Annotated in this window: 18 protein-coding genes; 8 read left to right on the top strand and 10 right to left on the bottom strand. The window is 63.4% G+C overall.

The window, feature by feature from the left end; genetic code table 11:
- Positions 1–2: 2 nt before the first annotated feature.
- Entirely contained in the window at positions 3–512 is a 510-nt protein-coding gene (locus NCR38_RS23755) for a MarR family winged helix-turn-helix transcriptional regulator (RefSeq protein WP_061117175.1), read from the bottom strand.
- Positions 513–654: 142 nt separating this feature from the next.
- Between NCR38_RS23755 and NCR38_RS23750 the strand changes: the two genes are divergently transcribed.
- Positions 655–1,416 carry a YoaK family protein gene (locus NCR38_RS23750; protein ID WP_061117174.1) on the top strand — a complete coding sequence of 254 codons (762 nt, stop codon included), beginning with the start codon at positions 655–657 and terminating at the stop codon, positions 1,414–1,416.
- Between the two features lie 16 nt (positions 1,417–1,432).
- Here NCR38_RS23750 and NCR38_RS23745 read toward each other — a convergent pair whose 3' ends face one another.
- The gene (locus tag NCR38_RS23745) at positions 1,433–2,314 is read right to left on the bottom strand and encodes a LysR family transcriptional regulator (protein WP_061117173.1); all 882 of its coding nucleotides are present in this window, start codon (positions 2,312–2,314) and stop codon (positions 1,433–1,435) included.
- A 108-nt stretch (positions 2,315–2,422) separates the two neighbouring features.
- Between NCR38_RS23745 and ampC the strand changes: the two genes are divergently transcribed.
- On the top strand, positions 2,423–3,592 hold the full coding sequence (gene ampC / locus NCR38_RS23740) for a class C beta-lactamase (RefSeq protein WP_061117172.1): 1,170 nt from the start codon (positions 2,423–2,425) through the stop codon (positions 3,590–3,592).
- A 20-nt stretch (positions 3,593–3,612) separates the two neighbouring features.
- Here the strand turns inward: ampC and NCR38_RS23735 are convergent, their stop codons facing one another.
- On the bottom strand, positions 3,613–4,518 hold the full coding sequence (locus tag NCR38_RS23735; protein WP_061117171.1) for a LysR family transcriptional regulator: 906 nt from the start codon (positions 4,516–4,518) through the stop codon (positions 3,613–3,615).
- A 104-nt stretch (positions 4,519–4,622) separates the two neighbouring features.
- Here NCR38_RS23735 and NCR38_RS23730 point away from each other — a divergent pair, with 104 nt between their 5' ends.
- Positions 4,623–8,159, top strand: a complete 3,537-nt coding sequence (locus tag NCR38_RS23730) for an indolepyruvate ferredoxin oxidoreductase family protein (RefSeq protein WP_250477693.1) — start codon at positions 4,623–4,625, stop codon at positions 8,157–8,159.
- A 57-nt stretch (positions 8,160–8,216) separates the two neighbouring features.
- Positions 8,217–9,152, top strand: a complete 936-nt coding sequence (locus NCR38_RS23725) for a Gfo/Idh/MocA family protein (RefSeq protein ID WP_061117169.1) — start codon at positions 8,217–8,219, stop codon at positions 9,150–9,152.
- Here the strand turns inward: NCR38_RS23725 and NCR38_RS23720 are convergent.
- From NCR38_RS23720 to NCR38_RS23700, 5 genes are all read right to left on the bottom strand, one after another.
- Positions 9,149–11,629, bottom strand: coding sequence for a glycosyl hydrolase 2 galactose-binding domain-containing protein (locus NCR38_RS23720; protein ID WP_061117168.1), 2,481 nt, complete (start codon positions 11,627–11,629; stop codon positions 9,149–9,151). The two genes, NCR38_RS23725 and NCR38_RS23720, sit on opposite strands and share 4 nt — an antisense overlap.
- Positions 11,630–11,696: 67 nt before the next feature.
- A complete protein-coding gene (locus NCR38_RS23715; RefSeq protein ID WP_061117167.1) occupies positions 11,697–12,701 on the bottom strand; it encodes a DUF1839 family protein in 1,005 nt (334 codons plus the stop codon).
- The gene (locus NCR38_RS23710) at positions 12,698–13,765 is read right to left on the bottom strand and encodes an amino acid--[acyl-carrier-protein] ligase (protein ID WP_409241439.1); all 1,068 of its coding nucleotides are present in this window, start codon (positions 13,763–13,765) and stop codon (positions 12,698–12,700) included. The genes NCR38_RS23715 and NCR38_RS23710 overlap by 4 nt, the downstream gene beginning before the upstream one ends.
- A gap of 4 nt (positions 13,766–13,769) precedes the next feature.
- On the bottom strand, positions 13,770–15,023 hold the full coding sequence (locus NCR38_RS23705; protein WP_061117165.1) for an acyl-CoA dehydrogenase family protein: 1,254 nt from the start codon (positions 15,021–15,023) through the stop codon (positions 13,770–13,772).
- Positions 15,020–15,271, bottom strand: coding sequence for an acyl carrier protein (locus NCR38_RS23700; RefSeq protein ID WP_061117164.1), 252 nt, complete (start codon positions 15,269–15,271; stop codon positions 15,020–15,022). Before NCR38_RS23700 ends, NCR38_RS23705 begins: the two co-directional genes overlap by 4 nt.
- Before the next feature lie 420 nt (positions 15,272–15,691).
- Between NCR38_RS23700 and NCR38_RS23695 the strand changes: the two genes are divergently transcribed.
- On the top strand, positions 15,692–16,393 hold the full coding sequence (locus NCR38_RS23695) for a YdcF family protein (protein ID WP_250477692.1): 702 nt from the start codon (positions 15,692–15,694) through the stop codon (positions 16,391–16,393).
- A 59-nt stretch (positions 16,394–16,452) separates the two neighbouring features.
- Positions 16,453–16,992 carry an HD domain-containing protein gene (locus NCR38_RS23690; RefSeq protein WP_061117162.1) on the top strand — a complete coding sequence of 180 codons (540 nt, stop codon included), beginning with the start codon at positions 16,453–16,455 and terminating at the stop codon, positions 16,990–16,992.
- On the opposite strand, the gene NCR38_RS23685 is transcribed toward NCR38_RS23690, so the two are convergent.
- On the bottom strand, positions 16,972–19,656 hold the full coding sequence (locus NCR38_RS23685; RefSeq protein WP_250477691.1) for an excinuclease ABC subunit UvrA: 2,685 nt from the start codon (positions 19,654–19,656) through the stop codon (positions 16,972–16,974). The two genes, NCR38_RS23690 and NCR38_RS23685, sit on opposite strands and share 21 nt — an antisense overlap.
- Before the next feature lie 146 nt (positions 19,657–19,802).
- Between NCR38_RS23685 and NCR38_RS23680 the strand changes: the two genes are divergently transcribed.
- Positions 19,803–20,054 (top strand): hypothetical protein, encoded by a 252-nt coding sequence (locus NCR38_RS23680; protein WP_061117279.1) that lies wholly within the window; start codon positions 19,803–19,805, stop codon positions 20,052–20,054.
- Between the two features lie 30 nt (positions 20,055–20,084).
- On the opposite strand, the gene NCR38_RS23675 is transcribed toward NCR38_RS23680, so the two are convergent.
- Complete coding sequence (locus NCR38_RS23675) at positions 20,085–20,507, bottom strand: hypothetical protein (protein WP_061117278.1); 423 nt, start codon at positions 20,505–20,507, stop codon at positions 20,085–20,087.
- Positions 20,508–21,085: 578 nt separating this feature from the next.
- Between NCR38_RS23675 and NCR38_RS23670 the strand changes: the two genes are divergently transcribed.
- The gene (locus tag NCR38_RS23670; RefSeq protein ID WP_061117160.1) at positions 21,086–21,841 is read left to right on the top strand and encodes a FadR/GntR family transcriptional regulator; all 756 of its coding nucleotides are present in this window, start codon (positions 21,086–21,088) and stop codon (positions 21,839–21,841) included.
- Positions 21,842–21,940 lie beyond the last annotated feature (99 nt).

The raw sequence follows: 21,940 nt of genomic DNA, 5'->3' as shown, positions 1-21,940 counted from the left end.
CGCTATGCTCCGCGCCTGCCGGCTGGGCGGACGGGCTTTGCGGCGTCGTCGAGCGCTTCCAGCGCGGCGAGCAGTTTTGCATCCGGCGATGCGCTGAACGCATTGAGCACGCGCAGCGTGGTTTCGAGATCCTCGCGGCTCACGCCCTTCAGCAGCCGCGCGCGCAGCGTCACGAGGCGCTCTTCCATGCGCGCGGTGACCGCGCGGCCTTCATCGGTGAGCGTGATGGTTTTCGCGCGCTTGTCTTCCGGGTCTTCGTCGCGTCGCACGAGGCCTGCCGCGCAAAGCTGATCGAGCAGCCGCACGAGCGATGGCCCTTCGATGCCGACATGCTCCGCGAGCGTCACCTGACGCACCGCCTCGCCGAGCCGATTGGCCGTGAGCAGCGGCACCGCGCATGCTTCCGACACGCCGTACGAGGCGAGCACGCCGTGACTCGTGCGGCGCCAGCGTCGCGCGGCAAGCACGAGCGTGCTGCTCACGGAGCGGCGCAGGATGTCGAGATGGGTCATGCGGCCGGATTATAACGAGAACTCTATTCGTTAGCATGCTATCGACTTATGATTTTTTTTCACTTCGCGTTCGGTGAAAGGATGGTCGGGCACGCAAATTGTCGTGCTATCTTTTCCACTCAGTTCTTATGCCCGCGCCGCCATGCCGATCGCCTACCTCCGGGGCCTGACTTCGCCCAGCCGCACCGATTCCGCCAACCGGCGCCTGGGCTGCGCGCTCGCATTCGTCGCGGGTGCGGCGAACGCGGGCGGCTTTCTCGCGGTGGGGCAATACACGTCGCACATGTCGGGGCTCGTGTCTTCGATCGCCGATAACCTCGTGCTCGGCCAGGTGGCGTTCGTGTTTTCAGCGATCGGCGCAGTCGGCGCGTTTCTCTGCGGCGCCGCGACCTCGGCGGTGCTGATCAGCTGGGGACGACAGCGGCGCGCGCACAGCGTGTTCGCCTTGCCGCTTCTGCTCGAAGCCGCGCTCCTGCTCGTTTTCGGCATTCTTGGCGCGAATCTCGAGACGCATCGCGTGTGGGACGTGCCGTTGACCGTCGCGCTGCTGTGTTTCGTGATGGGCCTGCAAAATGCAATGATCACAAAGATCTCGAAGGCCGAGATCCGGACGACGCACGTGACCGGTCTCGTCACCGACATCGGTATAGAAATCGGCAAGAGTCTGTACTGGAACCGCGGCATTGCGCGGCACGATGCCAGCTATGTGCGCGCGAATCACGCGCGCCTCGTGCTGCTGAGCTCGCTCTTCGCGATGTTCATTCTCGGCGGCTTCGCGGGCGCGATCGGCTTCGCGCATCTCGGCTTTGCCACGACCGTGCCGCTCGCCGCGTTGCTCTTGCTGTTCTCGTCAGTGCCGCTTGCGGACGACTGGGCTGCGGGCAGGCGTCGCGCGCGGCGTTGAGGCGCCATGAAATCCATCAAGGCGCTTGCGCGGCCTGCGCGAGGATCCAGTCGAGAAAGAGCCGCATGCCGTGCGACAGCTTTCGCGACTTGAGCCACGTGAGCCAGTAGCCGCCGGTCTTCACTTCGATGTCGAACGGCTGCACGAGCAGCCCGGCCTGCAGCTCGCGCACGAACATGCGCGGCGGCGCGAGCGCGACGCCCGCGCCTTGCACCGCGGCTTCCACCATCAGACGCGACGAATCGAAGACGGGGCCGTTCATCGTCCACGCGTCGAGGCCGGCGGCGTGGAACCAGTCGGTCCAGTCGTCGGCGCGATAGGAGCGCAGCAGCACTTCGTTCGCGAGATCGGACGGCTTGCCGAGGCGGCGCGCGATATCCGGCGCGCATAGCACGGCGAGCGGCGCATCGAGCAGCGGCGTGTTGTACGTCGCCGGCCAGATGCCTGTGCCGAAGCGAATCGCGAAGTCGAGTCCTTCCGACGCCGGATCGACGAGATTGTTATGCGTGAGCAGCCGCAATTCGACGAACGGATGCGTCTCGCGAAACGCCTTCAGCCGCGGCATCAGCCAGCCGACCGCGAATGTGCCGACGACGCCCACCGTCAGCACTTCATGAAAATGGCCGCCTTCGAACTGCTTGAGCACGGCTTCGATGCGGCCGAACGCATCGCTCAGTACGGGCAGGAGCGCGCGGCCTTCGTCGGTGACGTTCAGGCCGCGCGGCAGGCGTCGGAAGAGCGGTGTGCCGAGCCGTTCCTCGAGCGCGCGCACTTGCTGGCTGACGGCCGCCTGCGTCACGTTCAGTTCCTGCGCGGCGCGCGTGAAGCTCAGATGCCGCGCGGATGCTTCGAACGCGCGCAGTGCGTTCAGGGGAAGATGAGGACGCATGGGTCGCATAAGATTTTCTATTGCGTGCGGCAAATTATCCTCGATTGTCGAAGCACGAAAAAGAGCGGATATTTCGCTTCGTTCCAATCATGCAAACCAGAACGAAGGATCAAGACGATGAAGTTTCGTGCGCTGAGTCTCTTGGCGACTGCCATATTTTCTTTTGGCGCGATGTCCGGCGCCGCGCTCGCCGCCGATCGCGACACTGCGAAGATCAGGCAGACGGTCGATCGAACGATCAGGCCGCTGATGGCACTGCATGGCATCGCGGGCATGGCGGTGGGCGTCGTCGTGGATGGCAGGCCGTATGTGTTCGATTACGGTGTCGCGTCGAAAGCGACGAAGCAGCCGGTCACGCACGATACGCTTTTCGAACTCGGCTCGGTCAGCAAGACGTTTACTGCGACACTCGCGTCCTATGCGCAGATCGAAGGCGATCTTTCCCTGAACGATGCGGTGAGCAGGCACCTTCCGTCGCTCGACGGCACGGCGTTCGGCAAGGTAACGCTATTGAATCTCGGCACGCACACGCCGGGCGGTCTGCCGCTGCAAGTGCCCGACGAGGTTCACAACGACGCCCAACTCATGCAGTACTTCAGGACGTGGCGTCCCGCCGGGCCGCCCGGCACGATCCGCACCTATGCGAATCCGGGCATCGGCACGCTCGGGCTGATCGCGGCGAAGAGCATGAACGAAAACTTCGATACGCTGATGCAAACGCGCCTGTTTCCAGCGCTCGGCCTGAAGCACAGCTATATCGACGTGCCCGCGTCGAAGCAGCGCGACTATGCGCAAGGCTATGCGAAGGACGAGACGCCGATCCGCATGAAAGGCGGCGTGCTGTCGTCCGAGGCCTACGGCGTGAGATCGACGGCCGCCGACATGACGCGCTTCTTGCAGATCAACATGAAGATGGTCCGCATCGACCCTGCATTTCAGCGTGCCGTCGATGCGACGCACACGGGCTATTTCCAGGCCGGCCCGATGACGCAGGATCTTATCTGGGAGCAGTATCCGTATCCGGCCGCATTGCAGTCGCTGCTAGACGGGAACGCATCGGCGATGATCCTGAACGCGACGCCCGTCACGCGGATCGATCCGCCGCAAGCCCCGCGCGATGATGTATGGATCAACAAGACCGGCTCGACCAACGGCTTCGGCACATATATCGCGTTCGTGCCGAAGGAGCGTATCGGCATCGTGATGCTGGCGAACCGGAACATACCGAACGAGGATCGCGTGAAGGCCGCGTATGCAATCATCACGTCGCTGGCCGGCGCGCAATAATCGAGCGCATCGCGCGTGCGTCAGGCCCCGCACGCGTGTATCAGGAACTGCTGCACGGCCGTCGACGGCGCGCTCAAGGTCGCGCCCTTGCGCCAGATCATGCCCGCTTCCATATGAGGAATGGCATCGTTCACGGGCCGCGCCTCGATACGTTTGCCTTCGAGGGACCACGGCCGAAACACCATGTCCGACAGCACGGTGACGCCGAAGCCGTGTGCCACCAGTCCGCGCAACGCCTCCATCGAACTCGTGCGAAACGCGATATTCGGTTCGAGGCGCTTCTTGTGCCAATAACGCATCGTCGATTGCTCGCCTTCATCGACGGTGATGAGAATGTAAGGATGCTCGGCGATGTCCTTCAGCGACACCGCCTGCTGCTGCGCGAGCGGATGCATCGGCGCGACCCACAACTGCCTGCGCGAGCGCATCAGCACCTGACTGTCGAAGCGGTCCGGTCGCTGCAGATTCGATAGCAGCACGACGCCGATATCGACATCGCCATTCGCCACCGCTTCTTCGATCTGCGGCCGCTCCATGTCGCGCAGATCGAAATCGATGAACGGATACGTCGCACGGAAGCGCGCGAGCAACTCCGGCAAAAAATACCCGAGCACCGTGTACGACGCCGCGATGCGCGCGACGCCGCGCATGTCGTGCGCACGGAACGGCGGCATGTGCATGGCGTCGCGGGCGGCATCGAGCACGCGGCGCGCGTGATTATGAAAGTCCTGACCATCGGGCGTCAGCGCCACGCCTTGCGGCAGGCGCTCGAAGAGCTTCGTGCCCAACGCGCTCTCGAGCGCGAGCACCGCATTGGTGATCGCCGATTGCGATACATGCTCGTTCGCCGCCGCCATCGAGAACTGGCCGGTTTGTGCGGCGGCCACGAAGTAGCGCAATTGCCGGAGCGTGAGGTCGAAGGCCATCTGATTTTCAGATACCAGAGTTGTTTATTCGTGATTTTACGATGTCGAATCGGCTTCCTATACTCGGCAAAAAACAAAATTCCCGAACCCGGAGACGAGCCCCGATGAATGCACCCGACCGCGCCGCGCTGGAAGCCGCAACCATTTCCCTCGACGACAAATACACGCTGGAGAAAGGCCGCGTCTATATCAGCGGCACACAGGCGCTCGTGCGTCTGCCGATGCTGCAAAAGGCGCGCGATCGCAAGGCCGGGCTGAATACGGCGGGCTTCGTTTCAGGCTATCGCGGCTCGCCGCTCGGCGCGCTCGATCAGTCGCTGTGGAAGGCGAAGCAGCATCTGAAAGACAACGACATCGTGTTCCAGCCGGGCGTGAACGAGGATCTCGCGGCGACCTCGATCTGGGGCACGCAGCAGATCAACCTGTGGCCCGGCGCGACGCGCGACGGCGTGTTCGGCATGTGGTACGGCAAGGGCCCGGGCGTGGACCGCACGGGCGATGTCTTCAAGCACGCGAATTCCGCGGGCACCGACAGGCACGGCGGCGTGCTCGTGCTCGCGGGCGACGATCACGCGGCCAAGTCGTCGTCGGTCGCGCATCAATCGGATCATGCGTTCATTGCGGCGGGCATTCCGGTGCTGTATCCGTCGAACGTGCAGGAATATCTCGACTACGGTCTGCACGGCTGGGCGATGAGCCGTTACTCGGGTCTATGGGTCGCGATGAAATGCGTGACCGATGTGGTCGAATCCACCGCATCGATCGATCTCGATCCGGACCGCGTGGAGATCGTCACGCCGACCGACTACGCAATGCCCGATGGCGGCCTCAACATCCGCTGGCCCGATTCGCCGCTCGCGCAGGAAGCGCGTCTGCTCGACGAGAAGTGGTACGCGGCCCTGGCGTATGTGCGCGCCAATAAGCTCAATCGCGTAGTAATCGATTCAGACAAGCCGCGCTTCGGCATCATCACCGCGGGCAAGGCCTATCTCGACGTGCGTCAGGCGCTCGTCGACCTCGGCCTCGACGATGTAACCTGCGCGCAGATCGGCCTTCGAGTGCTGAAAGTGGGCTGCGTGTGGCCGCTCGATGCGCAGGACGCACGCGCATTCGCAACCGGTCTCGAAGAGATTCTCGTCGTCGAAGAGAAGCGGCAGATCCTGGAATATGCGCTGAAAGAAGAGCTATATAACTGGCGCGAGGATGTGCGTCCCCGCATCTACGGCAAGTTCGATGAGCGCGACAACGAAGGCGGCGAATGGTCCGTGCCGCGCGGCGACTGGCTGTTGCCCGCGCACTACGAGCTATCGCCCGCGCTGATCGCGAAGGCCATCGCGCGGCGTCTTGCGCGCGCCGATCTTCCCGCCGATGTGCGCGCGCGCATGCTCGCGCGCGTCGAGACCATCGAAGCAAAAGAGCGCGAGGCGATCAAGCCGCGCGTCGAGGTCGAACGAAAGCCGTGGTTCTGCTCGGGCTGTCCGCATAACACGTCGACGCGCGTGCCCGAGGGTTCGCGCGCGCTCGCCGGCATCGGCTGCCACTACATGTCGATGTGGATGGATCGCAAGACCGAGACCTTCAGCCAGATGGGCGGCGAGGGCGTCGCATGGATCGGTCAGATGCATTTCTCGGGCGACAAGCATGTGTTCGTCAATCTCGGCGACGGCACGTATTTCCATTCGGGCTTGCTCGCGGTGCGCGCGGCGATCGCTGCGAATGCGAACATCACCTATAAGATTCTTTATAACGACGCGGTCGCGATGACCGGCGGACAGCCCGTCGACGGCGTATTGACGGTGCCGCAGATCGCGCATCAGGTCTTCGCGGAAGGCGCGAAGCGCATCGTCATCGTGACGGACGAGCCGCAGAAATACGATGCGAAAGTCGCATTGCCTGAAGGCGTGAGCGTGCATCATCGTGATGAACTCGATCGCATTCAGCGCGAGTTGCGCGATACGCAAGGCACGACCATTCTGATCTACGACCAGACATGTGCGACGGAAAAGCGCCGTCGCCGCAAGCGCGGCACGTATCCTGACCCCGCACGCCGCGCGTTCATCAACGACGCCGTGTGCGAAGGCTGCGGCGACTGCTCGGTGCAATCGAATTGCCTGTCCGTCGAACCGATGGACACGCCGCTCGGCACCAAGCGCAAGATCAATCAGTCGTCGTGCAACAAGGATTTTTCGTGCGTGAAGGGCTTTTGCCCGAGCTTCGTCACGGCCGAAGGCGCACAGGTTCGCAAGCCGAAAGCGGCCGGGGGCGCGCAGCCCGATTTCGATGCCTTGCCGTTGCCGGCATTGCCCGCATTGTCGAAGCCTTACGGCATTCTCGTGACCGGCGTCGGCGGAACGGGTGTCGTGACGATCGGCGGATTGATCGGCATGGCGGCGCATATCGAGCGCAAGGGCGTCACGGTGCTCGACATGGCCGGTCTCGCGCAGAAGGGTGGCGCGGTGCTGAGCCACGTACAGATCGCACCGGAGCCGCAGGCGCTGCATGCGACGCGCATCGCGACGGGCGAGGCGCGGCTCGTGATCGGTTGCGATGCGATCGTGTCGGCATCGAACGATGTGCTCTCGCGCACGCGGCATGGCATCACGCAGGCCGCCATCAACAGCGGCGCGACGCCGACCGCCGCCTTCGTCACCGATGCGCAATGGACGTTTCCCGCCGCGCAAACGGAGCAGGCGCTATCGGACAGCATCGGCGCGGGCTGCGCATTCGTCGATGCCAACGCGCTCGCGCTGAAGCTGCTCGGCGATACCATTTATTCGAATCCGCTCTTGCTCGGCTTCGCATGGCAGAAGGGCTGGTTGCCGCTCGAACTCGAAAGCCTCAAGCGCGCAATCGAACTGAATGGCGTTGCGGTCGAGAAGAACTGGCTCGCATTCGACTGGGGCCGATACGTCGCGCAACATGGCGCGGGCGATTTGCTCAAAACCGCGCAGCATGCGATCGTCATGAAGATGCCCGAGTCGCTCGACAACGTGATCGCGACGCGTGAGGCTTTGCTGACGGCGTATCAAAGCGAAGCGTATGCGCGCTCGTATCGCACGGTGGTCGAGCGCCTCCGCGAGAAGGAAAAGGCGTTGAACGCGAAGCTGCCGCTCACGCGCGCGGTCGCGGTGAATCTCGCGAAGCTCATGGCCTATAAGGACGAGTACGAAGTCGCGCGTCTTTATGCCGATCCCGCGTATCTCGACAAGTTGCGCGAGCAGTTCGAAGGCGAACCGGGCCGCGATTACAAGCTGATGTTCCATCTCGCGCCGCCGCTGTTCGCAAAGCGTGACGAACACGGTCATCTCGTGAAGCAGACCTTCGGCGCGTGGATGCTGCCCGCATTCCGCGTCCTCGCGAAGATGAAACGCTTGCGCGGCACGTCGCTCGATGTATTCGGCAAGACGGCCGAGCGCCGCACGGAGCGCCGGATGATCGCGGATTATCTCGCGCTCGTCGACGAATTCTGTTCGACGCTCGATGAAGACCGCTTCGACACGGCGCTGCAACTCGCGAAGCTGCCTGATGAAATCCGCGGCTTTGGCCATGTGAAGGAGCGCAACATGGCGGCGGTCGCGAAGAAGCGCGAGCGTTTGATCGAACGATATCGCGCGCGGGTGGAGATGGCTGTGTCAGCGTGATGGATGCGATAGGGTATCTTTACGCTCGAACACACTCGGAGCGAAAGGAGACATCGCATGAAAGGCGTTTATAAGCTCGCCGTCGTGGGCATCGGCAAGATCGCGCGGGATCAGCACTTGCCCGCGATCGCGGCGCAGCCAGGATTCGAACTCGTCGCGTGCGCGAGCCGCAATGCGAGCGTCGATGGCGTGCGCAACTATCCGGATATCGACGCGCTGCTCGCCGCCGAGCCCGCAATCGATGCCGTGTCGCTTTGCGCGCCGCCGCAAGTTCGCTACGCGCAGGCGCTGGCCGCGCTCGAAGCGGGCAAGCACGTGATGCTGGAAAAGCCGCCGGGCGCGAGCGTGAGCGAAGTCGCGGCCCTGGACGAGGTCGCGCGGGCGCATGGCTGCACGCTGTTCGCATCGTGGCACTCGCGCGCGGCGAGCGCCGTAGAACCGTCGCGCGAGTGGCTTGCGAAGAACGCAGGCGCGATTCGTTCTGTCGAAGTGCGCTGGAAGGAAGACGTGCGCCGCTGGCATCCGGGACAGCAATGGATCTGGGAACCGGGCGGGCTCGGCGTGTTCGATCCGGGCATCAACGCGCTGTCGATCGTCACGCGCATCTTGCCGCATGAAGTCGCGTTGCGCGGAGCCACGCTGACCATGCCGAGCGATACGTCCACGCCGATCGCGGCGCAACTCGATTGCATCGCAACGAACGGCGCGCCGGTGCGCGCTGTGTTCGACTGGCGTCACGGGCCGGTCGAGGAATGGGATATCGACGTGGAAACGGACGCGGGCCGTCTGTCGATGCGCGAGGGCGGCAAGCGCTTGTCCATCGCGGGCAAGGACATCGACATCGGACGCGAGCGCGAATATCCCGCGCTATACGAGCACTTTCACGCGCTCATCGAAACGAAGACGAGCGATGTCGACGTGCGCCCGCTGCGTCTCGTGGCCGATGCGTTTCTCAACGGACGGCGCGTTGAAACGGACGCATTCGGGCGTTAGACGGCGCGATAGACGGCGCGATAGGCGGCGCTCCGTATCGCATTGATCGCGCATACATCGCCCTCGGGCGCGGCGCTCACGTTCGCGTGCCGCGCAATGAGCGGAACGCGCCGCGTGCTGCCTGGCGCGAGGTGGAACCAGTCGATGCGCGCGAAGTAGTTCGGATCGACCACGTGCACCCAGCGCGCAAGCTGCGCCGTTTCGACGACGAGACAAAAGCCCTCGTCGTCTTTTTCGACAGTCGCATTCAAGCCGATATCGCGGCGCTCGCCAATCGACGGATCGGGGAAATGGAACGCTTCCGACATCACATCGCCCGTATCGGCATCACGCAAGACGACATGCGTTGCGTCGTGTGCACGCGGGCCGAAGCGGTATGCATATGTGATGTCGAAGAACGCACCGATCAGCGCATTCGACGACACGCGCTGCACGCTGCGCGCCTGCAACACGACATCGCATGAACCGCCCGCGACCTTGACCGCGCCTTCACGCAGGCAAGTCAGTTCGACGCGCGCACGAATCTCGCGCGCGGTCTCGTTGACGAGATGCACGTCGAGGCCGTCGAGTCCTTCATCGATAATCAGCGCCTGCACCGGTCGCAGCACGCGCGCGAGTCCGTGCAACGCACTCTTCGGCGCACCGAGCACGTCGATGACGCCCCAGCCCGCACCCGGGCGCACGTCGAGCAGATTCCATACGATGCCGCCCGCACAGGTCGATCCTTCGCGACGCCACTCCGAGAACACCGCACCGATCACATCGGCGACGACGGCGCGCGATAGCTCCAGATAGCGCTCGGGGTTTTCATAGCGCAAACGCGGCACGTCCATGCGATAAAGCGTTTGCATATAGTACTCGCGCACGTCGTCGAAGTCCCATGCCGAGCCGGGGTCGCGCGGCACGCCTGTTTTCCAGCGCGGCTCATGGGCGCGCGGGTTCGGCATGGCGCGCAGCGCGACATCGTCGGGCACGTTGGCGAACGCGAGGCATTCCGACGCGAAACGCACCTGCGAGCGGCGCACGTCATCGAAAGAACGCTGATACGCGGGCACGCCGTAGTAATGCGTGATGCCGCCGTGCGTGCCGAACGGCATCGACACGGTATCGCCGGGCGCAGCGCTCGGCGAGTTCACGACATACGCAACATCGGGCCGTTGCATCGCAACTGCATTCGGCAAGAGCTCATTGAAGAGGCGTTGCTGATACGCCTCGAACGGAAGGCCGAGCATCGCCGCCTGCTGATGCACTTCGCTTCCCCCGCACAACACCGCGAGCGAAGCGAAGCGGCGCGTGCGGGTCAAGAACTGTTCGGCTTCGCGTTGCACGCTGGCGCGAAAGGCTTCGTCGTCGGGATAGTCGAAGTTCGCGAACGCGAAGTCCTGCCACACGAGCACGCCGTGCTTGTCGGCGAGTTCGTAGAACGTGTCGGATTCGTAGAGCGTGATGCCGCTCACGCGAACGATGTTGAGTCCCGCGTCGCGCATCAACCCGAAGATGTGATCCAGCTTCTCGCGCGACGCATCGAGCGCGACGATATCCGCCGATGTCCAGCACGCACCGCGCGCGAACACGGGCACGCCGTTCACGACGAGCTGAAAGCCCTTGTCGTCCACGCCGCGATCGACTTCGATGGTGCGAAAGCCGACTTCGCCGAGCTCGATTTCGCCGAGCTTCACGGCATAGCGCGCCGGCTCGCCGTGCGTATGCGGATACCACAAGCGCACGTCCGGCACGCGCACGCGGCCCGTGACCGTGTACGGGTCCTGCCATTGCATCATGGCTTGCGCTTCGCCGCATTCGATATGAACCGGTGCTTGTTCCTGCGCATGAAAGTAGCGCACCGTGACATCGAGAATGCCAGTGCTTTCATCGACACGCGTGCGCATGTCCACGTTGTCTATGCACGCACGCGACTCGCCGATCAGTTCGATCGCCCGCCACGGTCCCGCCGGTTGAATGGCCGGGCACCAGCCGGACATATGCCCGAAGAGCGTCGTGCGCACATTGCGCAACGTGGCGGGTTGCGCGAGCTTCGGACGCCAGCGCGCGCGTCCTCGTTTTGCGGCCAGCGCGGGCGCGATCGAGCGAAAGCACAGATGAAGCGTGTGCTCGCCATCGAGATCGACATCGAGATCATGCGCGACGAACATCGAATCCGATTCGAGCAGCTTGCGACCATCGAGCCATATCTCGGCGAAGGTCGCAAGCCCGTTGAAGCGCAGGCGCCGCTTGCCGTGCCCGCGCAAGGTCACGCGATACCAGTGATCCGAATACGCGAACGGCTGCGCAAGCGCTTCATCGCTGGCGCCGCTCGCGCGCAGGGCGGACGCGATCGTGCCAGGTACGGGCGCTTCGATCCACTGCGTGGTGAGCGCATCGAGCGATGCGGGCGTCGCGCACGCACCCGCAGGCGTGCTCACGCATTGCCAGCCTTCGGAGAGACGCCGCGGCGCGTGCGCGGACAGGACGTGCATGTGCCTACCTCGTTGACGGGATTCGGAGAACGACGCCAAAGCCGCGCGATGTGCGCGGCTTTGGCGTTCAGAGAAAGCGCGCGGCGAGCGGCTCGATGACCTTGTCGTACGAAGCCTGCATCGAATCGAGGCAATCTTCGCAAGGGTCGATGCGCGAGCGCATGCGGGCGCGCGCGAGACGGAACTGCATGACCATCGCTTCGCTGGCAATCGCCTGCGCGCTCGTCTGGATGTCGCACGACACTTTCACGCCGTGCCGGTTCAGCCAGCCGAGATACTTCGACAGCAACTCGAAGTTCGAGCCGAGCTGACGCATCACGTTGAACGTGTAGAGGTGATAGTACGCGGGATCACGTTCGAGCAACGCGCGCAAGTGCTCGGGGAATGCGGCACGCCATTGCGCGACCGGATTCGTCGCGGGACGATCCGCGAGCCGCAAGGCGAGCAGCTCGACCGAGCGTTGCACCATCGCATCGCCTTCGAGCGGCGCACGCGCGCGCTTCACGAACTCGACGTACGGAAAGAGCGCGTGCACATCGCTTGCGAGGCCGGGCATGAGCCGGAACACGCCATCGTAGTCCTCGCCCGACAACGCGAAATAACCCGCGTTATGGAAGTACGTGATGCGCTTCGCGTCGGTGTCGATTGCATCGATGGCGATAGTCGTCTTCGTATGCGTCTGCCGATACGCGGTCGCGCGCGTATCGGGCAGATAGTACGAGTCCATCTCCACCACGACCATGTGCCCGCGCCGCGTCTGCTCGCGCACGTGCGCTTCCAGCGTGTCGTAGATCGCGAGCTCCTGGGCCTGCAGGCCGTAGAGCCGCGAGATATCGTCGAGCGAGAACTTCGGGAACGTGAACTGATCGCCCTCGAACGCCTGCGTCACCGTGAAGCTGAGCGCCGCATGCGGATCGCAGCCGTAGTGATGCAGCAGCTCGATCCACAAGTCGACATAACAGTTCGTCTCCAGCCATACGCGCTCTTCACGATGCAGCGCGTGTTGACGGTACTCGCCGTTCGCGGACGTGGACGTGTCGATCACGGCTTCTGCCGGCGAGCGTGCGTTCATGTCTGGCTTCCCAGATTCGCGAGGCCTCCTTCGATGAGCGGCCCCTTGTCGCCCCACAGCAGTTGACGCACTTTCTCGGGCCACGCCTTGACATCGAGTCCGTGGTGACGGAAGAGCGCGAGCGTCGTGCGCTCCATGCCGAAACCGACGCATGCGGTATGCGCGACCTGATCGTCCGCCTGGCTGATGTGCCAGAGCTCGCCGAAATGGTCCTGGTGATAGTTGAACGACAGGCACGCGGTCGGGCGGTCGGGTGTCGCGACGGGCACGAGCAATTCGAACTTCAGTTGCTGCGCGCGCTGGCTATCCGCGACGATCATGCCGCCGCGCCCGAAGAACGGGTCGTTGGCGAGGTCGATTTCGAACGGCAGTGCGAGCAGATTCACGAGCAGCGAACCGCGCTCGATCCACTTCTGACGGAATGCCATCACCTGTTCGGGGCTGCCGACGCGAATGTACTCGCGCATGCGGAACATCTGCATGCGGCCGGGATCGATGGACGGCTCGTGACGGAAGCAGTACGAGAACGCATCGAAGGTCGCGCCGTCTTCAGCGAGCTTGCCGCGCTTCGCGACGAGCGGATAGATCGGATAGCATGCGGCCGGCGTGAGCACGAGGCGCGTGGGCTTCTGCTGATCCATCCATTCATCGGAGCGTTCTTCTTCCTCGCCGATATGCACGATCTTGTCGAGCGCTTCGAGCAGGCGATGATGCCCGCGGTCGTTGCCCTGGAACGAGTGAATCGTGCCCGCGAGATTCGGGAAGCTCTTCAGATACTCGCTGTCCTCGAAATCGCGGCGGCGCATCGCGGGCGGAAAACGCAGCACTTCCGCGTGCTGATCCGCGCCGAGCATCGTGATCGCCTGATTGAGGCGCTCGACGACGTCCTCGAATACTTCGCTGCGGCCGTAAAGACCATCTTCGCCCGTATCGAGCAGAATGCCCGCTTCGATCAGGCGATCGCGCAAGGTCAAGTCCGATTTGTCGTACGGTGCCTGAGTCTCTTGTGATTGTGCTTGTGCTTCGGCCTGCATCATGGCGGCCTGTTCCGTCGGCATGTTCATATCGTCAAAGGGTCCCCGTTGCGGCGCGCTGCGCAAGCAGCAGATTCGCCGTGTTCAATTCGATGCGATCGTTGCTGATCATGAGCGGCGCCGAATGCAGATCGCGCAGATGGCGCCCCACGCTGAACGGCGTGTCGTTCTTGTAGCCCGCCATGCCGCAGATCATCAGTGTTTCCTGCACGACATGCACAGCCGATTGCGAAATCGCCAGCTTGAGCATGTTCAGGTCCGCATTGATGCCGATCGACGCCGTGAGCGGCGCGTCGTCGTCATTGCTCTGGCTCGCCTTGCGCGCGGTGCGATCGGCCTGAGCCGCTTCGACATTGGCGAGCGATTCGCGCAGACGCGCCTGCATCATCTTGATGAGCGTGAGCACTTGTGAAAGCCGCGCGGCCGAAGGCGGCAATGCGGGCTTGCCGCGAGCCTGATTGCGGAAGAACTGATGTGCGCGATTCGCCGCGTCGCTTGCGATGCCGCACCATACCGACGACCACAAGGTGTGCGATACGGGCAGCATGCTTTCGTCGGCGATTCGCGAGAACGGCGCAGGCAGGATCTGTTCCGCGAAGCCGCTCGCGACGAGACGATGTCCTTCGCTGCAGGTTCCGCGCATGCCGAGCGTGTCCCACGTGCCGCGCTGCTCGAGCGTGAACGTATCGCGCGGCGCCACGATCAGCACCTGGTCGGAGGGCGGCGCATCGGGATGGCGGCGGGCCGTCACCAGAATGCAATCGGCATACTTGCCGTAAGAGATCGTCGGTGCGAGCTTCTCGATGCGAAACGCATTGTCGACGAGATCGACCGCGCATGCGCTCGTACGCATGTTGCCGCCGATGTTCTCTTCCGAGGTCGCCGATGCGAGCAGCAACTGCTCGTTGACCATGCGCGCAAGGAAGTCGCGCTGCCAGGGCACGTTTGCGCCATGATCGACGATGCATACGACCTGACTCTGATGCATCGCGTAGATCATCGCGGAGGATGCGCAGCCTTGCGCCAGGGCCTCGCACAAGCGCGCGACGCCGGTGAGCGACAGGCCGTCGCCGCCATGCATCGTCGGGATCATCGCGGAGAAGAGGCGCTCCTCGCGCATCGCCGCGACCGCTTCGGCGGGAAAGCGCGCTTCGCGATCGACCGCATCGGCGTGCTTTGCCGCGACGGCGGCCACCCGCTTCGCGGCCTCGATCAACTCGCTTTCGCAGCGCGCTGTCGCACTCTGCGCGAGCTCGGCCATTTCAAGCTCTTGAGCGGGCGCGTTCATGCTGCCGCCTGCGAACGGCGCAGTTCGTTGACGGCCGATGCGAGCGAATCGACGCTCGAAAAGAGCCGGCGCGTGAGCATGTGATCGGGAATCTCGATGCCGAATTCGTCTTCGATCGCAAGCATCACGTGAACCGTGGCGAGCGAGGAGAGACCGGCGGCGTAGAGATCGTCGCCGTCGGCAAGCGTGTCGATGGGCACGTCGAGACGAGCGGACTCGGCGAGGATGCGGCGCAATTCAGTTTTCATTGTCTGTGTTTTCCCTTGTACCCGGCCAGCGGTGCAGTAATACCGGATCGCGACGATGAGTTGTTATCGGGTGTCGCTAGCTCCGGGGCGAATCGGCAGCGGTGTTGTGTTGTCTCGTGAAGACCATTCCACGAGCGTCCTCGCACGCGCTGTCTTCTTGTGAATTTTGTTTGATCGTATTTAACGAATTTGCGGGCCAGTGCGTCCGTGCGATGCCGCACGGTCGGCCTCGATGACAGATCGTTGTTATGTGCGATATCGAGCATGTCTCGATCCGTTGCGATCATTCAAACTGACGCCATTGCTGCGAGGGGGTAGGTAACTCCTGCACCTGTTTCCATAAGTCCTTGTAAAAAGTATCCGCACTCGAAAGGCTTTTGAAAAACAACCATCGGGGTAAGCTAATTGATACTGGTCTCTTTGCTATTGATATTCATTGCGCTGTTCGTCGTTTGGAAGAAACGGCGCGGCACGATCCTGCTCGCGGCGGGCGCGGCCTTCTGGTTGCTCGGCAGTTGTCTGCCCGGGCCGCTCGTGCGTCTTGCGAACGACACGTATGCCTCGATGAAGGACCCGAGCTTCGGCTCACGCATGGCGATCGTCGTGCTCGGTGGCGGGACGTCGTACGATCGCCATGGACGTCTGGTGCCCAAGGGCGATGCGATGACGCGCATCGATCTCGCGGCTTCGCTCTACAAGCGCTGCATCGAGATGGAAAAGGCGTGCTTCGTGATCGTGAGCGGAGGCAATCCGCAGCATCACGAGCAAAGCGAAGCGCAGTTGTACGGCAGCCTGCTTCTCGACGCTGGCGTAGCGCGCAAGGATCTGATCCTCGAAGACGAGAGCCTCGACACATACGAGAACGCGCGCAACACCGAAAAAATATTGCGTTCGCGGCAATACGACACGTCGGTGCTGATCACGTCGTCGCTGCATATGCGTCGTGCAATGCTCGCGTTCGATGCGTTCGAACTGCATCCGCAGCCCGCGGTTGCCTACATCCGTCCTTCGTTGACATGGTGGCTGCCACATCGCCGAGGATGGTTCGATTCGAACAGCGCATTGCATGAGCTGGTCGGCATCGCACGTTTTTATGTGTGGCGATGGCTCGGCCTGTATTGAGACCGGCGGCGCTTGCGCGGCGAATATACTTTCGTTATTCGCCGCAGGGAGACCATCCAGTGAATCAACTGATCCGGGCCATCGCGTTCGCCGCGGACAAACATCGCAATCAGCGCCGCAAGGACGCGGAGGCGTCGCCGTATATCAATCATCCGATCGCGCTTGCGAACGTGCTCGCCAACGAAGGCGGCATAGACGACGAGCGCGTGCTGCTTGCGGCCGTTTTGCACGACACGATCGAGGATACGGCCACGTCGCACGACGAGCTCGTGCGATGGTTCGGCGCGGGAGTCGCGGACATCGTCGCTGAAGTGACGGACGACAAGTCCTTGCCGAAGGCCGAAAGAAAGCGCCTGCAGATCGAACACGCGGCGCATATCAGTCATGGCGCGCAACTCGTGAAGCTCGCGGACAAGATCTGCAATTTGCGCGACATTATCGCCATGCCGCCGTCGAACTGGGGCGAGGAAAGAAAGCGGGAATACTTCGAGTGGGCAAGGCGCGTCGTCGATGGTTTGCGCGGGGCGCACGCCGGACTCGAAGCCGCGTTCGACGAGGCGTATCGCAAAGGCGTGCCTTCAGGGCGTGCGCTGTCCTGAGCCCAGCGCCTCCGCCAGATAAGGCGCCGTGCGGCTCGCGGCATGCTTCGCGATGCGTTGCGGCGTGCCTGTCACGACGACGCGGCCGCCATCTTCGCCTGCGCCGGGACCGATATCGATGACCCAGTCGGAGAGCGCGGCAACGCGCATGTCGTGCTCCACGACGACGACCGTGTTGCCCGCATCGACGAGTCCTTGCAGTTGCGCCATCAGCCGGTCGACATCGGTGGGGTGCAGGCCTGTCGTCGGTTCATCGAGGATATAGAGCGTGTCGCCGCGATGCGCGCGCTGCAATTCGGTCGCGAGCTTGATGCGCTGCGCTTCGCCGCCCGAAAGCTCCGTCGCGGGTTGCCCGAGCCGCAGATAACCGAGGCCGATGTCGCGCAGCACGGCGAGTGCGCGCATTACGTTCGGTTCATCGGCGAAGAACTCGCATGCGGTATCGACAGTCATGCCGAGCACGTCCGCGATGTTCTTGTCGCGCCAAGTGATCTCCAGCGTCTGCGGGTTGTAACGCGAGCCGTGGCACGTGGCGCAAGAGGTGTAGACGCTCGGCAAAAATAGCAGTTCGACGCTGACGAAGCCTTCGCCTTCGCATGTCGGGCAGCGTCCCTGCGCGACGTTGAACGAGAAGCGCCCCGCGCCATAGCGGCGCTTGCGCGCGGCGGGCGTATCCGCGAACAGCTTGCGCACGTAGTCGAAGAGGCCCGTGTAAGTCGCGAGGTTCGAGCGCGGCGTGCGGCCGATCGGTTTCTGATCGACGCGCACGAGGCGGCGGATCGTCTCCATACCTTCGGCGATGCGTCCGCCAGCCGATGCGTCTGCTGGCGCGAAGAGCGGATCCTGTTCGTCTTCGTCCGCGTCGTCGAGTGCGCGTCCGAGCCGCTGAGCGATGAGCTCCGGCAGCGCCTGACTCACGAGGCTCGACTTGCCGGAACCTGAAATACCGGTGACGGTCGTGAAGGCGCCGAGCGGGAACGCGGCGTCGATGCCATGCAGGTTATTGCGCGTGACGCCCTCGAGCCGCAGCCATCCGCGCGGCTCGCGCGCAATGCGTTCGATGGTCTGTTCCGGCGCGAAGAGATGCTTGCGCGTCTGCGATGCCTCGATCGATGCAAGGCCTTCCGGCGGTCCGCTATAGAGCACATGTCCGCCTTGTTCGCCCGCAGCCGGACCGACATCGACGAGCCAGTCCGCGCGCCGCATCGTATTCAGATCGTGCTCGATGACGAAGAGCGAATTGCCCGCGGCCTTGAGACGCTGCAACGCGGCGAAGAGCGCTTCGTTGTCGGCGGGATGCAGGCCCGCGGACGGCTCGTCGAGCACGTACACGACGCCGAAGAGTTGCGATGCGAGTTGTGTCGCGAGCCGCAGGCGTTGCAGCTCGCCGGAGGAAAGCGTCGGCGTCGCGCGATCGAGCGACAGGTAGCCCAGCCCGAGATCGATCAGCGTGGCGAGCCGCTCCAGCAAGTCGGCCGCGATGCGTTCGGCGGCGGCGTGCTTCTCGTCGGAGAGATTGGCCGTGCGGCGCACGTCGGTCGCGGCCTTGTGTGCCGACCCGCCGGCGGCCACGCGCTTGGCCGTTGCCGCGATGCGGTCTTTTTTTGCGAGCGCGAGACCCGGCGCTTCGTCGTGAGAAGGCCACTCTCCGCGTGCGATGGGCGCAAGCAGATCGGCGAGACGGCTCATTGGAAGACGCGCGAACTCGGCGATGTCGAGCCCCGCGAACGTCACGGACAGCGCTTCCTTCTTGAGCCGCTTCCCGTGGCATGCGTGGCAATCGCTGCCGATCATGAAGCGCGACACGCGCTTTTTCATGAGCGCGCTTTGCGTATGCGCGAAGGTATGCAGCACGTAGCGGCGCGCGCCGGTGAAGGTGCCCTGATAGCTCGGCTCGGCGCCGCGCTTCAATGCGGCTTGCGTTTCTTTCGGCGTGAGGCCGGCATACACCGGGACGGTCGGCTGCTCTTCTGTGAAGAGAATCCAGTCGCGGTCGCTCTTCGGCAAGTCGCGCCACGGTGTATCGACGTCGTAGCCGAGCGTGACGAGAATGTCCCGCAGATTCTGGCCGTGCCACGCGGGCGGCCAGGCTGCGACGGCGCGCTCGCGGATCGTGAGCGAGTCGTCGGGCACCATCGACTTTTCCGTGACTTCGTAGACGCGCCCAAGGCCGTGACAAACGGGGCACGCGCCCTGGACCGTGTTCGGCGAGAAGTCTTCCGCGTAGAGCATCGGCTGTTTGGGCGGATAGCTGCCGGTGCGCGAATACAGCATTCGCACGAGGCTCGACAGCGTCGTCACACTTCCCACCGATGATCGGGCGTTCGGTGCCCCGCGCTGCTGCTGCAGCGCGACCGCGGGCGGCAAGCCTTCGATCGAGTCCACCTGCGGCACGCCAACCTGTTCGATGAGCCGCCGCGCATACGGCGCCACCGATTCGAAATAGCGCCGCTGCGCCTCGGCGTAAAGCGTGCCGAAAGCCAGGGACGATTTGCCGGAACCGGACACGCCGGTGAAGACGACGAGCGCATCGCGCGGCACGTCCACATCGACGTTTTTCAGGTTGTGCTCGCGTGCGCCACGAACGCGCACGAAACCTGCTCTCGATGCAGTCGCGGCATCGTCGCGATCGGCCGACTTGCGGGTGGATTTGCGGACATCCATGAATAGGTACGGTTTCCTGCTGAACGCGACGACGGAATTAATAGAGCGAGCACGCAGCATGCCAGATACCAAACGGCATTTTGCGTAACGCATCTTGCATGCGAAGTGCACGCCGACCGGCAAACAACCTGATCGAAGAGGAAGAAATGAGAAAAGCTGGATTGAGGTTTCTGGTCGCGCTGCTGGCGGGCGCGACGATGGGCGTGACGGGCGCCGCAATGGCGCAGTCCGGCGGTGGTAACGGCAATGGCGGCTCGGGCGGCGGCAACGCACATGGCGCGGCAACGGCCGGGCCGACCGTCGGCGGTGACAACACGTCCACACCCGGCAGCGCGCACCAGGGCGGCTCTCACTTCAAGCACAAGAAGAAGGCGAAGCCCGCGACGACGACGCAGTAATGCGACGATGTGAGCCGCGGACGGTGCGGGTCAGGCCGCGGCGCCTTCCACGTCGATGTCGTCGGTGCCGAGGCGAGAGAAGATGTCGCACACCGCGCGCATCTCCGCTTCGTCGCGAATGCTCACGATTACGCGCGTGACGCCGCACGCCAGGTCCGCATCGCCGCCGTCAGCGCCGAACGAAGGGAGGATGTCGTCGTTCGAAGCGTCCAGCCCGTACGGGTAGTCGTGCGTATCGACCACACCCAGATGTTCGCCGTGGCCCGCGTATTCGGCCGCGATCCATTGCGTCTGCGCGTTGTTGCTCTGTATCTGCGATGTGTGGAAATCGGCGAAGCCGCTCATGCTCGCCACGCGGACGCGATCGGCCGCGATGCCCTCCGCGCGCAAATCTTCAAGCGCTTCATCCAGCTTACGGGAGCCATGGAACGCTCCGATTACTTCACGCATCATTTGCTCGTCTCCTTGCCTGCCAAACTCGATGCCGCGCCTCAGTATCGCTGCGAAATTCGCGGATGTGAATAAGGGCGGGCACCGGCTTTTCGCCTGATCGATGAGCGAGACGCGCGAGAGGCGCAAAGCGCGTGGCGTATCGCATAGACACGCGCGGCGACGAGCCGGTGAACCGCTGTGATCGGGCTCGCGACTGCGCAAGATGATGGCGAATCCAACGGATGCGGCAATCGATTCGCGAGCCTTCTTTTATGAACGACGCCGCCCGGCGTGCGTTTGCTGCCACCGGGCTGGCACGATTGCACTTCATGCGGTACTTGAACTTTACGCCGCAACAATCGGTTTATCAACGCTTTGTTTTGTCCCTAATCGCATGATTTTGATGGGGTTTTCCATCATGGCGATTAGCGGCTGCCGGCACGCGCCGTTCGACATGGCACTGGGCGCTATTAAAGCGAGTATTGCGTCTAAATGTGCACGAGGCGAAGGCGGACAGTACCGACTGCAGTCAATAGTCATCGTACAAGCTATGGTGCGCCCTATAATGGCCAATCGAGCATACAAAGATCGGTCTTTCAATGTCCCAAGCCCTCGCGTCCGGCGCGCTTCGCCGCTCCCGCAATCTCACCGAGGAAGTCGTCGCCGAGTTGTCAGAGCGGATTCGCAGCGGCGCGCTCCGACCTGGCGACAAGCTGCCGACGGAATCGGAGATCATGGCGCAGCTCGGCGTGAGCCGCACGGTGGTTCGCGAGTCCATCTCGCGGCTGCAGGCGGCGCGCCTCGTGCAGACGCGGCATGGCATCGGCACATTCGTACTCGAAGCGGGCGATCAGGACCGTTTTCAGATCGAGGCCGCGGGCGACCTCACGGTGCGCGACGTGATGGCGATTCTCGAGCTCCGCATCAGTCTCGAAGCGGAGGCGGCCGGTCTCGCCGCCGTGCGCCGCACCGATGAAAACCTCGCGCATATGCGTCGCGCGCTCGACGAATTCGAACGGCTCATCGAAGCCGGCGAGGGCAACGCGGTCGCCGCCGACGTCGCATTTCATCTCGAACTCGCGAAAGCTACGGGTAACCGCTACTTTCACAGCATCCTGAGCCAGCTCGGCAACACCATCATCCCGCGCACGCGTGTCAATTCAGCCGCGCTCGCACACAACGATCCCGCCGGCTATCTGGATCGCGTGAATCGCGAGCACGAAGATATCTACGATGCGATCGAGCGACGCGATCCCGAGGCAGCGCGCGCGGCCATGCGCATGCATCTTTCGAACAGCCGCGAAAGGCTGCGGCGGGCGCAGGAAGCGTCGTCTAAGGCGCAGGACGGGGCTTGATTGCGGTCGTTGGTTCTCAGGCGGGGACTTCACTTGCAAAATCCCATCCGCCAACGTCATCAATCGGTATAAGTTGCGTGCTCCGCTCAAAGCAACTGA

The organism is Caballeronia sp. INML1 (assembly GCF_023631085.1).
In the GTDB taxonomy this organism is placed as follows: Bacteria; Pseudomonadota; Gammaproteobacteria; order Burkholderiales; family Burkholderiaceae; genus Caballeronia; species Caballeronia turbans.
Note: the sequence above shows the minus strand (reverse complement) of the source record. Positions and strands in the feature narration are given on the sequence as shown.